A 12,477-nucleotide genomic window follows, 5' to 3' on the forward strand; every position below is an offset into this window, starting at 1 on the left:
TCGGTCAGGCCCTTGCGCGCGATCTCGATCTCGCGCTTGCCGGCCTCGACGGCGGCCTGGCGCACGATCTCGCGGTCGGCCGGCGTCCAGCTGTTCCACACGTCCTTGTTCACGACGAAGATCAGCGGGTCGGCGACGTAGCCCCAGGTCGTCACGAACTTCTGGCCCACGGTGTGCATCTTCAGCACCGTGAACAGGAACATCGGGTTCTCCTGGCCGTCCACGGCACCACTGGAGAGCGCCGGCTGCGCGTCGGCCCAGCTCATCTGAGTCGGGTTGGCGCCCAGGGCGGTGAAGGTGTCGAGGAACAGCGGCGAGCCGACGACGCGGATCTTCAGGCCCTTCAGGTCGTCCGGCGTCTTCACCGGCTTCTTGGAGTTGGACAGCTCGCGGAAGCCGTTCTCGCCCCAGGCCAGCGGCACCACGTCCTTGGTCGCCAGCAGGTCGAACAGCTGCTTGCCGACCGGACCCTGGGTCAGCGCGTCGATGGCCTTGTGGTCGGGCATCAGGAAGGGCAGGGCGAAGAGGTTCAGCTCCTTCACCTGCGGCGACCAGTTGATGGTCGAGCCGATGGCGAGGTCGATGACGCCCTGGCGCAGGGCGGTGAATTCCTTGGTCTGGTCGCCGTTCACCAGCGCGGCGCCGGGGTACATCTTGATGTTGATGCGCCCGCCGGTCTTCTCCTTCACCAGCTCTGCCCAGCGGTCGCCGCCCTTGCCCCAGGGGAACGCGTTGCCGACGACGGTGGACAGCTTGTACTCGGCCTTGTAGTCGGCCGCGAAGGCGGCGCCCGGCAGGGCCAGCGCGGCGACGGCCAGGCCGGCCAGCAGGGCTTTCACGGATTTCATGGATTTTCCTCCCCAGTCGGCTTTTGCACAGAATGCGCGATGGTATCAGGCGCCGCCGCCCCAAGCCACAACCGAGGGGGGCGTCGGGCGCAAGGGTGGTACGGACATGGTGGAGCGCACGCGCAACGGCATGGCGCCGCTGCCGGCACCCTTCAATGACGCGCGGGTGGTGAATAAAGAGGCCGCAGTCACGCATTCGGGCTGCGGCCGAGTTGCCGACGGGAGTGTTTTCCCGAAATGTGGGGGATTGTTCGACGGGAACAACGTGCAATTCCGAATGGCCGCCTACACTTTCTCGTGGATTGAAATGCAAGTGGCCCCGGATGCGCGGTGCGCGCCGGGTTTGACCACGGTCGCCAGGATGCCGACAATGCCGCCTTGACCGGCAGGCGGCGCGGCGGACAGAGGCGGCATGAAAGCGAGAATCTTTGGAATCGCGTGGAGCGTGCTGGCGGTCGCCGCGGCCCCGCCCGCGGCCGCGACGATGCTGGGCAGCAACCCCAGTGAATGCGACATCGCCCGCGCGCTGCTGGGCGTGGCGGGACCCGGTTGCCCGCCGGCCGCGGCGCACGCGCCGGCACCCGTCCCCGCCTTGACGCCGCCGCCTCCGCCCGCCCGCGCCATGCCGGCCCCTGCGGCCACCGCCACGGCCACCGGGCCGGCAGCGGCACCGTCCATCGCCACGCCGCCGGGCGCGCTGAAGGCGGGCTTCCTGATCAACTTCGACTTCGCCTCGGTGCGCATCCGGCCCGAGTCGCGCGCCGTGCTCGACCGCGTGGCGGCGGTGCTGACGGCGCCGGGCGCCGGAGAGCTGCGCTTCCGCATCGTCGGCCACACCGACGGTGTCGGCAACGACGGTGCCAATCAGGCCTTGTCCGAACGGAGGGCGCGGGCGGTGAAGGAATATTTGGTCCGCCGGCACGGCATCAACGCGGCGCGGCTGGACGTGGCGGGTATGGGCGAGCGCGAACCGGCCGACCCCGCCCATCCCGCCGCCGCCGCGAACCGGCGGGTGGAGATCGTCAACCTTGGGCGTTGAACGCGTCGGCCTATGGCTTTTGGTGGAAGTCCGCTTTCCGCCTGGAATAGCCCCAATTTTAACGGTAAGCAGGGTTTCGGGCCGATTCTGAGCGGTGACCGGCGGTGCAATGACGGATCTCCAGCGCGTTCCCGAGTCTTCTCCGCTCCCGCGCACCGTACGGCGCGCCGGCGCCGCAGCGCTTCCGGTTCTCGGCGCTGCCGCGCTGCTGTATCTCAGCTTCACCGCCTTTCTCGTCTTCCACACGGCGGTGGAGGCGGCGAGCGTCCTGGTGGCGTTGGGCACCTTCACCGTCGCCTGGTACTCGCGCCGGCTGCTGCACGACAACCACATGCTGCTGCTGGGCACGGCGTACCTGTACGTGGCCGCCATCGATACGCTGCACACGCTGGCGTACAAGGGCATGGAGGTGATCCCGGGCGCGGACGCCAATATGGCCACGCAGTTCTGGATCATCGCCCGCGCCATCGAATGCGCGGGATTCCTGCTGGCCGTGGCGCGGCCCCTGGAGCGGCACGCGGCGTGGCGGCTGCACCTGGGCTTCGGCGGAGCGGCGGCGCTGGGCACGCTGAGCGTCCTGGTCTGGCCCGTCTTCCCCGACTGCTTCGTGCCGGGCACCGGCCTGACGCCGTTCAAGATCGGCAGCGAGTACGCCATCGTGGCCGGCTATGCCGTGGTGCTGGCGCTGCTGCACGCGAACCGCCGCCGCTTCGACCGGCAGATCCTCGTCTTCCTGGTCTGGGCGACGCTAGCGCGGATCGTCTCGGAACTGGCCTTCACTCTGTACGTCGACGTGTACGGCATCGCCAACGCGGTGGGCCACCTGTTGAAGATCGCCGCCTGTTTCTTCGTCTTCCGCGCGGTGGTCGAGACCGGGCTGGTGCGCCCGCAGGCGCTGATCGCCCGTGCCGTGGAGCGTGAGCAGGAACTGGCCGCCGAGGTCGCCCGGCAGGCGCGCACGCTGGATGCCATCCTTACCGCCACGCCGGACGCCGTGATGATGGTGGGGCGCGACTGCAGCCTGACCTTCGCCAATCGGGCCGCCGTGGACCTGCTGCGCCTGCCGCCCGGGGCGTGGCGGGGGCGGTGCTGGCGCGACCTGAACCTGCCGCCGGAAACCATGGAGCCGGTCGAGCACGAGGTGCGCGCCGTCTTCGACGATGGCCGCCCGCGCGCCGGCCTGATGCGCCTGGGTGAGCGCACGCACGACCTGCGCCTGACGCCGCTCTTCGACGCCCCATTCCCGGACGGCGGCATGGCGGCGCAGTCCGTGCTGATCGTCTGCCGCGACGTCACCGACCGCGAGCAGGCCGAAGCCAAGCTGCGCGAAGCCCTGATCGAGCAGGACCGTTCCCGCCGCGCGGCGGAGCGCGCCAACGCCGCCAAAACCCGCTTCCTGGCCGCCGCCAGCCACGACCTGCGCCAGCCCGTGCAGGCGCTGCTGCTGTTCGTCCACGCACTGTACGACCGGCTGGACGGCCATCCGGCCGGCACCTTGGTGGACACCATGCGCCAGGCGCTGGACGCGCTGAAGGCGCTGCTCGACGGGCTGCTCGACATCTCCAAGCTGGAGGCCGGCGTCGTGGTGCCGGAGGTGCGGCCCTTCGCCGTCGCCGCCCTGTTCGAGCGGCTGTCCGCCGAATACGCCCCGCGCATGGCGGAAAAGGGGTTGCGGCTGCGCGTGGTCGGCTCGTCGGCGTGGGTGGAGAGCGACCCCACGCTGCTGCTGCGCATCCTGCGCAACCTGCTGGAAAACGCGCTGCGCTACACGCAGAGCGGCGGCGTGCTGCTGGGCTGCCGGCGGCAGGGCGATAAGCTGCGCCTCATCGTGGCGGACACCGGGCCGGGCATCCCCCGCGACCGGCTGGACGACATCTTCGAGGAGTTCGTGCAGATCGCCAACACCGAGCGCGACCGCGCCCAGGGGCTCGGACTCGGCCTCGCCATCGTCAAAAGGCTGGCGAACCTGCTCGATCACCCGGTGGACGTGCGCACCGCGCCGGGGCGCGGGTCATGCTTCACCATCGGGGTGCCGCCGGTCCAGCCGCCGCACGCCGCCGCGCCGGCCGGCCGCGCCGGGGCGGAGGCGCCGGAGCGGGGCTTCGCCATCATCATCGACGACGAGTCCATCATCCTGGACGGGATGCGGGCGCTGCTGGAAAGCTGGGGCTTCGACGTGGAGACGGCGCTGAGCGCCGACGAGGCATTGCGCGCGCTCGCCGCGCGCGGCCGGCCGCCGGACGTGCTCATCTCCGACTACCGCCTGGGCGGCGGGCGCACGGGCGTGGAGGCGATCCGCGCGGTGCGCGACGCCTGGGGCGACGCGGTGCCCAGCATCCTGCTGACCGGCGACACCGGCCCCGACCGTCTGGTGGAGGCGCAACGCTCCGGTGTCGACGTGCTGCACAAGCCGGTCACCCCCGGCCAGCTCCGCGCGCTGATCCACACGGTGCGCGAACGCGCGCTGGAAGACGCGGATTGAGGGGGCTCCCTACCCCCGCGCCACCAGCCGGCGGCGCAGCGCCGTGACGGCGGCGCGCTGAACCTCGCTCCAACCCAGGGCCTCGGCCATGTCGTAGACCGCCTCGATGCGTTCGGGCTCGGCGGCCGGAATGGCGTCGAGCAGAGCCGACACCTGCGCGTACAGCTCCTGCGTCAGTGCCGCCAGCGGCTGGCGCAGGACCGCCCCGGACGGCAGCCGCGTCGCCACCGTGTAGAGCGCCGCCAGCGCCTTGAGCCGGCCGCCGAAGACTGCGGCGTCCGGTTCGGCGCGCAGCTCCGCCGCCACGCGCCCGGCCAGGGCGCGGGCGTGCGCCAGGAAGGCGGCGACGTCGGCCTCGCCCAGGTCGTCTCCCAGGCCGGGACCCGGATCGGCGTCCAGCAGGCGGGCGGCGAGGTCCAGCAGGCTTTCCACCTCCGACAGCAGGACGGCAACGCCGAAGCGCGCCACGCCGTCCTCCGCCCCGCCCTCCGCCCCGTCGTCCACCTCCGCCAGGAAGCCGGCGATGGTGGCGTTGACCTTGCGCATGACGCGCGCGGCGAAGACCGCCAGCGCCCCCTGCGCCGCCGCGTGGTCGGCGCGCAGCACCTCCAGCGCCAGCAGCAGCACGTCGAGACGCAGGAAGTCGGCCGAAATAACGGCGAGGTCGGGGTTGTCGTCGGCCGCCAGCAGGTCGTCCAGGCGCCGCGCATAGTCCGCCAGCGCCGCGTTCAGCGCCACGGCCACCTCCTGCGTCGCAGCCACCGCGGCATCCTGGAGGCCGCGCGCCACGGCGGCTTCGGCCAGCCGGGCGAACAGCCGGACCAGCGCCATCCAGTCCGCGCGCACGGCGCCGGGTGCCGCACCGGGGGCCGGCATGCCGGCGCGGATCAGCGCGGCCAGCGGCGCCAGCCCCTCGTCCACGATCACGCTGTCCAGCGCCACGGCGCGCGCCGCCGGCGCACGACGCACGGCGGCATCGAGCAGGCGGGCGGCCTCGGCCAGCGCCTTCTCGCCCAGCGTGCCGGCCGGCAAACCCTTGAGCAGCGCGCGCAACGCCTCCGCCGCGTCACCCGCATCGGGCGCGGCGGTGGGCCAGGACGCGTCCTCGAAAACCAGCACGCCCGTCGCTTCGGCCGCGTCGCCGGCGGCGGCCAGCGCGTTGCGCAGGGCCTGGGCGAAGGCGTCGGCGGTGGGGAAGCGGCGGGCCGGGTCCTTGGCCAGCGCCGTCGCCACCACGCCGTCGAACACGGCCGGCACCAGCGGGTCGACGCGGGACGGCGGCGGCGGCTCCTCGAACAGGATCTGCCGCATCACCTCCGCCACCGTGCCGGAGAACGGCCGGCGGCGGGCGAGCAGCGCGTAGAGGATCACGCCGGCCGAGAACAGGTCGCTGCGCGCGTCTGCCCCTTCGCCGCGCAGCACCTCCGGCGCCATGTAGGCGGGGCTGCCCAGCAGCTCGTCCCGCATGGTCAGGTCGCTTTGGGCGACGTGGGCGATGCCGAAGTCCATCAGCTTCGGCGCCAAGCCGTCCTCGACCATCACGTTGGCCGGCTTGACGTCGCGGTGGACGACGCCGGCCGCGTGCGCCGCCGCCAGCGCGTCCAGCACGCGCAGCACCAGCGTGGCCGCCTGCGTGGGCGTCAGCCGGTCGCCCGCGTCCATCATCCGCTTCAGGTCGCGCCCGGCCACCATCTCCATGGACAGCCAGGGCGAGCCGCGCCAGTCGCCGTGATCCAGGATGCGGACGATGTGCGGGTGGTCGAGCCGGGTGCCGATCTCCGCCTCCCGCCGGAAGCGAGCGAGGATGGAGGCGCGCTCCGGCCCGGCCAGCAGCTCGCCGCGCAGCACCTTCACCGCCACGTCGCCGCCGTCGCCGGCTTCGGCCGCGTAGACGATGCTCATGGCGCCCTCTCCCAACACGCCGCGCACGGCGTAGGGGCCGATCTGCGCCGGGCCGAGGTCGAAGCAGAAGGTGTCAGAATCGGTCATGCGCCCTCACATCGCTTCCGTATCACACCAGCCCCAGCGCTCCCACCCGTTGTCGAGGAAGGCGGCGAAGCGCTCCCCGCTGGGCAGGCGGCGACAGGCCACCATGGACGAGGTGACCCAGTGCGCCCCGCGCGTCCACCACAGGCTGGGCATCTCCGGCAGCGGCCCGACCATCGCCTCCAGCCGCTGGCGGTGCAGCGGGTTGTGCGCGGCGAAGCCGGGGTCCGGCCGGTCAAGCGCTTCGGCTTCGGCGGCGCTGGCCTCGGGATCGGCACCGTCCTGGCAGGCGGCGATCGCCACCGCCTCGGCCCGGCCGAACCAGGTGGCGCAGCCGAACGGCACGGCGGCGAGGTCCACCCCCACCGGCAGCGCCGCCGCCAGCACGAAGGGATAGAGCCGCCCGACGCGGTCGGCCGAGGGCACCAGCACGCCGGCCACCGCCCGCCCGCCGCACAGGCCCGGGGCGAGCGTGAAGCGCCACACCGGGCTGGCGGCGAACAGCCGCTCCCACGCCGGGCCGATGCGCGCGCGGCTTTCCGCCAGCGCCCCTTGCAGCCACGCGTCCCACGGCGTGATGAAGCGGGAGGGCAAGCCATGCGCCACGAAATCGCCCCGTGCCGGCACCTTGCCATGGAAGCCGGGGCCGAACGCCTCCTCGACCGGCGCGGGCGCGGTGCGGGCGCGGCTCATGCCGGGCCCTGGGGCGAGGGGAAGGGCAGCGGGCGCGGCGTTGCCTGTTCCAGCACCTCCAGCACACGGTCGATCAGCGCATCGTCCAGCGGCACGGCGGCAAAGCCGACGTCGAACAGCGCCGCCAGATGCTCGCCCAGCGCGCGGCGTTTGTCCTCGTGCGCCGGGCCGGCCAGCGTGCGCTGCCAGTCGGCCGCCATCCACTCGGCGACGAAGGCAGGGTCCAGCGGCTCCCGCCCACCGATCATACGGTAGGCGCGCAACGACAGGCGAAGCTGGTCCGGCCGCGCCCAGCCGGTGCGCAGCTGCTCCTCCAGACGCAGCACGAGGCGCGACAGGAACACGCTGCGCAGTGCCCGGCGATAGACCGCGTCGGCACGCGGCCCCAGCCGGTCGCCCTGGTACAGCCCACCGGCCAGCACGAAGGACGGCCAACCGCCGCGGTCGGCATAGCCGGTGGGGATCCCGCGCAACGCGTCCAGCGTCGGTAGGACGGCGGCAAAGTCGGTATCCTCGACGCGCGCCAGCGAGCGCGGCGGCGTGTCCAGCGCGCGGATGGCCGCCTCGGCGCGGGCGACGGCGGCGGCGACGCGGTCGACCAGCGCCGCGTTGCCGCCATGGCTGTTGGCCCAGAACCCGGCGACGGCCGCCGTGGCGGCCAGCGTGGCCCCGATGGCGAGCCCCTGGTGGCGCCGCCGCGAACGCTCCAGCACGCGGTCGACGCCAGCCAGATTGGCCTCGGCGAACACCACGTCGCGCAGCAGGCGTTCCAGGAAGAAGCTGTGGCGCTGCACCGGCGGGTCATCGGCGGGAGCGGCGGGGGTAGCGCCGAAGGCGGCGAAGGGTGCGGCCAGCCGGTCCACCGCTACCCCGCCCTGCGTGGCGCTGGTGAAGTAGACGCCGCGCAGCAGCGGCGCCTCCTCCTCCGGCCCGGCGGCGAAGGCGGTCTCGATCAGATCGGCCAGCGGCCCTTCCAGCGACGCCATCTGCAGCGGAAAGGTGAAGTTCAGCGAGCGGCGCTCGACGTCCGGCTCCTGGTGCAGGCGCTCCAGCAGCCGCTCGTCCAGGCGGCGCAGCAGCGCCGTGAAGGTGTCGCGGAACCACGCGGCGGGGCCGAGCCCGCCAGGCCCCTCGCCCATCGGGAAGGTGACGCCCCAGACCTGCCGCCGCTCCTCCTCCGTCAGCGCGTCGAAGAAACCGGTGAAGCCGCTGACCAGGTCCGCCTTGGTGCACACCACATAGACCGGGGGGCGCAGGCCCAACTGGGTGCGCAGCTCCGCCAAACGCCGGCGGATGGTCAGCGCGTGGCTGCGGCGGTCGCCATCGCTCCAGGTCGCGAGGTCGGGCAGGCTGACGGTGACCAGCACGCCGTTCACCGGCTGGCGCGGCCGGTGCTCCTTCAACAGCTCCAGGAGGCCCGCCCAGACACGCGAATCGACCGCGTGCCGGCTGTCCTGCGTGGTGTAGCGGCCAGCGGTGTCGACGACCACCGCCTCGTCCGTGAACCACCAGTCGCAGCTGCGCGTCCCGCCCAGCGCCGGAACGGACAGCGCGTGCGCGCCCTCGCCCAGCGGGAACCCCAGGCCGGAGGCGGTCAGCGCGGTGGTCTTGCCTGAACCCGGCGCGCCGATCATCAGGTACCAGGGAAGCTGGTACAGGTAGCGCCCGCCGAACCGCGCGCCGAAGCGCTGCGTGCGCAGCCGCTCCAGCACGTCCGCCAGCCGGGCCTGCAGGCCGGTGATCTCCTCCAGCGACAGCCGCGCCTCGGGATCCGGGGAGGCGGCAAGCGCCGCCACCAGCCGTTCGTTGGCCCGGCGCTCCCGCCGGTCGGCGCGTCCGTTGCCCAGCGCCCACACCAGCAGGATGAGCGCCCCGAGCGCCGCGCGCGAGCCCACGTCCTCCAGCGGCCGGTGCCCGGCCAGCACCACCAGCGGTGCGGCCACCCAGGCCACGGCGCACAGTGCCAGGGCACCGGCCAGCGTGACGGCCCAGCGCACGCGCGGGTTGCCAGTCAGGTGAGTAAGGATGGAACGGACTGCGGTCATGCCGACCTACCGCGGATACAGCAGCACGTCGACGCGCCGGGCGGCGGCGCGGGCGGCGGGCGAGTGCCCCGAGACCGGCGGCAGCTCGGCGTCGCCGTGCCCCTCGGCCGACAGGCGGTTGGCGCCGACGTGGCGCTCCAGGATCCGGCGCACCGCCTCCGCCTGCGCCTCGCTCAGCGCCTGCGCGGTGGGGAAGCGGACGTTGCGGCCGGGCAGCGCGTCGGTGTGCGCCACCACCAGCACATAGCCCTGCTCGCGCGCCAGCGTCTCGCCGATGCGCTCGGTCACGGCGCGGAAGCGCGCGCGCAGCGCGTCGCTGTTGGTGGGGAACAAAGCGCCCTGCATGCGCACCACCAGCGCCCCATCGTCGGCCGCCAGCACGCTGACGTCGCCGGTGGCAAGCTCCGGCTCCAGCGCCTTCCGGGCACGTGCCAGCAACGCCGGCCCGGCGTTGGGCGACGGCGGCGGGGCGAGGCGGGCGATCTCGATCGGCCGCTCGGGCAGCAGGGAGGCCAGACGCGCCGCCACCGGGTCGGCCCGCTCGCTCAAGGACTGCGCCAGCACCAGGAACAGCGCGGACAGGACGGCGGCGCATACGGCAGCGACCACCCACGGCGGCACCACCGCGCCCAGCGGCCGGAACCGCTCCGCCATGCCGCGCCACGTGGGCGACAGGGCGCGGTCGGACCCACCCCGCTCGCGCCGCAGAAGGCGGAACAGGTTGTCGCGCAGGTGGGCAAGGTCGTGACCGCCGCGCGGCCGGTCGCGGAACTTGCCCTCGAACCCCAGCGACAGGCAGACGTAGAACAGCTCCAACTCGCGCCGGTGCAGGTGCGGGTTGGACAGCATGGTCTCCAAGAGGTCGAAGAACCGCTCGGCCGCACCGGTGGCGCGCTCCACCGTCGTCACCAGCCCCTCGCGGCCCCAGGCGGAGCGCGGCCCCCACGGTGTGCCCAGCACCACGTCGTCCAGCGTGGCGCACAGCGCGAAGCGGCCGACGCGGATCTCCTCCTGCGGGATGCCGGCACCGGCGGCGTTGCTTTCGAACCGGCGCACCTCGGCCAACACGCGCTCGCGCAGCGCCTCCGGCCCGCCGTGCGCCGGCAAGTCGCGCAGCCGCCCGGCGAGGTCGAGCAGCGGGGCGGCGGCGGCCAGCAGCGGGTTCCACGAGGCGCGCAGCAGCGCCCCCGGCGCCAGATCGCCCACGGCCGGGGCGACGGGCTTCGGCCGTTCGAAAGACTTGGCGGACGGGCGCGAAGGCGGCCGCGCGGCGAGCGCAGCGCCGTCCCGTCCCATCGAGTCGCCAACCACATCGTCCGGCACCGTCCGCCCCTTCCCGGCACAACCGTCCATTGACGGTCCTCGGGGACGGTATATCAGGCCCGCCGGCCTTGGTCACGGCCAGCGGAAAACGGCCGGCGGGGATGCGCGCGGCGGCGCGATGCGCTATGGATAGGACTTCAGGCGCCCCGCGGCGGGCAAGATTTCTGTCGTCAGCGCACGGCCGGCCGGGTAAACCTTGGGCCGGCAGCGTTGCCGAGGAGGGAAGAGGGATTCATGGACATCAACGAAGAAACCCGGAACGGCATCCTCATCCTCAAGCCCGCCGGCCGCGTGGACAGCGGCACCGCCGGCGCCTTCGAGGCGCGGCTGGTGCAGGCGGTGTCGAACAATGGGGCCTCGGTGGTCGTCGACATGGCGCAGTTGGCCTACATCAGCTCGGCCGGCCTGCGCGCCCTGCTGGTCGCCGCCAAGCGCGCGCGCCCGGCCGGCAGCCGGATCGTGCTGGCCGCCATGTCCGCCTCGATTCGCGAGGTCTTCGACATGAGCGGCTTCACCAGCTTGTTCGAGATCCACGCCAACGCCGACGACGCGGTGAAGGCGCTGTCCTAAGCGCCTCCAGGTAAGGATAAGTCTCCAAACAAAAGGGGCGCCTTTCGGCGCCCCTTCGTTTTTTTCCTGATCGTGCGATCAGTTGGCCTGCTGGATCGCCGACAGCTGCCAGCGGCCGCCCGGCGTGCGGCGGAAGGTCCACAGCTCGGTCGCCTCGGTGCGGGTGTTGGGGTCGCCCTCCACCACGCGGCCGGTGGCGCGCTCCACCGTCACGTCGATCAGCCCGAAGCGCATCGCCACGGTGGCGTACTCGGCCCCCGGCTCGCGCCATGCCTCGGCCAGGTCGCCCTGCAGCAGCTGGGCGTCGGACACCCGGTTGTGCAGGCCGCGGCTGGCGTTCTCGGCTAGGTCGTCGGTAAAGTATTTCGCCATCTCCGGCGTCGCCATCTGGCGCAACGCGAAGGAATCCTCACGCCCGTAGGCGTCCTGGATGCCGACCAGCAGCCCCTCGAACTCCTGGTAGTCGGACGGGCCGATACCGATCTCGTCGCTGCGCTCACCACGGGCGCGGGGCGCCGGGCGCTGGCCCATGCCGCCGCCGAGCCCGCCGGCCAAACCGCCGAGGCCGGCGCCCATGCCGGAACCCATACCCGAACCCGTGCCGCCGCCCATCACGCCCGGATGGCCCTGGCGCTGGTAACCGGCCTGACCATTGCCCATCGGGCCGGCGCCCATGGCACCGGCGGCGTAGGCCGGCTGCTGGGCCGAACGGCTGCGGAAGAAGCGCACCGCCAGCCAGATCAGGCCGCCGATCAGCGCGAACTGCAGCAGAAGGCCGATGATGCTGGCGAAGCCCGCCATGCCGCCGAACAGGCCGCTGCCGGACAGCAGGCCGAACAGGCCGGCACCCAGCAGGCCGCCGGCGAGCGCGCCCATGAAGCCGCCGCGCGAGAAGAAGCCGCCCGGCTGCGCGGCCGGCGTGGCCATGCCGGGGCGCTGCATGCCGGCCGACGGCGCGTCCGGCGTGGCCGAGCGCTGCATCGGTGCCGCGGTGCTCGGCGCGGTGTTGGTGGTCGCGGGCGCGTCGTAGGTGCGCGTGCCGCGGCTGCCGCTGGAGGAACTCTTGCCGGCGCGCGCGTCCGCCGTGCCGGCCGCAAGCGCGATGACGAGCGCCGCCGCGATGGCGGTCAGCGATCGGGTACGAGTGGAGCGAGAGGTGAACATGGTGGTCCGTCGTCGTTGCAACCCGGAAGGCGGGCCGCCTGCTTATATGGGAAGGCAGGCATTCCGGTTTTAGGGGGGTGGCTGTCGATTTGCCAACCGTCTGCTCGGAAAAAAGGCACGCGGGAAAGGCCGTGCACACACCGATATTCCGCGAAGCGGAAATGAATTTCGCGGAACTTGATTCCGCATGTGGGTCTGCTACAGTGCGCCCCGGTCGCCCGCCGGCCGGTGCGCGCCCTCCCTCCGCGTGAGGGCGGCGCGCGGGGAACAAGGCGGGTCCTCTGGGGAGAAAGGCACGCAGTCCGCATGAGCACCCTCGTCAGCTAC

Annotated in this window: 10 protein-coding genes; 4 read left to right on the forward strand and 6 right to left on the reverse strand. The window is 72.9% G+C overall.

What is annotated here, in order from left to right:
* Positions 1-848 (reverse strand): DctP family TRAP transporter solute-binding subunit (locus tag VED21_RS15060; RefSeq protein WP_324883340.1); only part of this gene is annotated, 848 nt, incomplete at its 3' end.
* A gap of 106 nt (positions 849-954) precedes the next feature.
* Between VED21_RS15060 and VED21_RS15065 the strand changes: the two genes are divergently transcribed.
* The 3 genes from VED21_RS15065 (at position 955) to VED21_RS15075 (ending at position 4,369) form a co-directional block, all read left to right on the forward strand.
* On the forward strand, positions 955-1,230 hold the full coding sequence (locus tag VED21_RS15065; RefSeq protein ID WP_324883342.1) for a hypothetical protein: 276 nt from the start codon (positions 955-957) through the stop codon (positions 1,228-1,230).
* A 30-nt stretch (positions 1,231-1,260) separates the two neighbouring features.
* Positions 1,261-1,887: an OmpA family protein gene (locus VED21_RS15070; protein WP_324883344.1), complete on the forward strand. Its 627-nt coding sequence runs from the start codon at positions 1,261-1,263 to the stop codon at positions 1,885-1,887.
* A gap of 109 nt (positions 1,888-1,996) precedes the next feature.
* Positions 1,997-4,369, forward strand: a complete 2,373-nt coding sequence (locus VED21_RS15075) for an MASE3 domain-containing protein (RefSeq protein WP_324883346.1) — start codon at positions 1,997-1,999, stop codon at positions 4,367-4,369.
* A gap of 9 nt (positions 4,370-4,378) precedes the next feature.
* On the opposite strand, the gene VED21_RS15080 is transcribed toward VED21_RS15075, so the two are convergent.
* From VED21_RS15080 to icmH, 4 genes are read right to left on the reverse strand one after another with little or no spacing between them, the layout of a single operon-like run.
* The gene (locus VED21_RS15080; RefSeq protein ID WP_324883347.1) at positions 4,379-6,358 is read right to left on the reverse strand and encodes a serine/threonine-protein kinase; all 1,980 of its coding nucleotides are present in this window, start codon (positions 6,356-6,358) and stop codon (positions 4,379-4,381) included.
* Between the two features lie 6 nt (positions 6,359-6,364).
* Positions 6,365-7,048 carry a type VI secretion system-associated protein TagF gene (tagF, locus tag VED21_RS15085; protein WP_324883349.1) on the reverse strand — a complete coding sequence of 228 codons (684 nt, stop codon included), beginning with the start codon at positions 7,046-7,048 and terminating at the stop codon, positions 6,365-6,367.
* Positions 7,045-9,093, reverse strand: a complete 2,049-nt coding sequence (gene tssM / locus VED21_RS15090) for a type VI secretion system membrane subunit TssM (protein ID WP_324883352.1) — start codon at positions 9,091-9,093, stop codon at positions 7,045-7,047. Before tssM ends, tagF begins: the two co-directional genes overlap by 4 nt.
* A 6-nt stretch (positions 9,094-9,099) precedes the next feature.
* A complete protein-coding gene (icmH, locus tag VED21_RS15095) occupies positions 9,100-10,416 on the reverse strand; it encodes a type IVB secretion system protein IcmH/DotU (RefSeq protein WP_324883354.1) in 1,317 nt (438 codons plus the stop codon).
* A gap of 234 nt (positions 10,417-10,650) precedes the next feature.
* On the opposite strand from icmH, the gene VED21_RS15100 reads away from it, so the two are divergent.
* A complete protein-coding gene (locus VED21_RS15100; protein ID WP_324883356.1) occupies positions 10,651-10,986 on the forward strand; it encodes an STAS domain-containing protein in 336 nt (111 codons plus the stop codon).
* Positions 10,987-11,064: 78 nt separating this feature from the next.
* On the opposite strand, the gene VED21_RS15105 is transcribed toward VED21_RS15100, so the two are convergent.
* Positions 11,065-12,150 carry a TIM44-like domain-containing protein gene (locus VED21_RS15105; protein ID WP_324883358.1) on the reverse strand — a complete coding sequence of 362 codons (1,086 nt, stop codon included), beginning with the start codon at positions 12,148-12,150 and terminating at the stop codon, positions 11,065-11,067.
* Between the last annotated feature and the right edge of the window lie 327 nt (positions 12,151-12,477).

The sequence above is a fragment of the Azospirillum sp. genome (assembly GCF_035627195.1).
Lineage (GTDB): Bacteria > Pseudomonadota > Alphaproteobacteria > Azospirillales > Azospirillaceae > Azospirillum.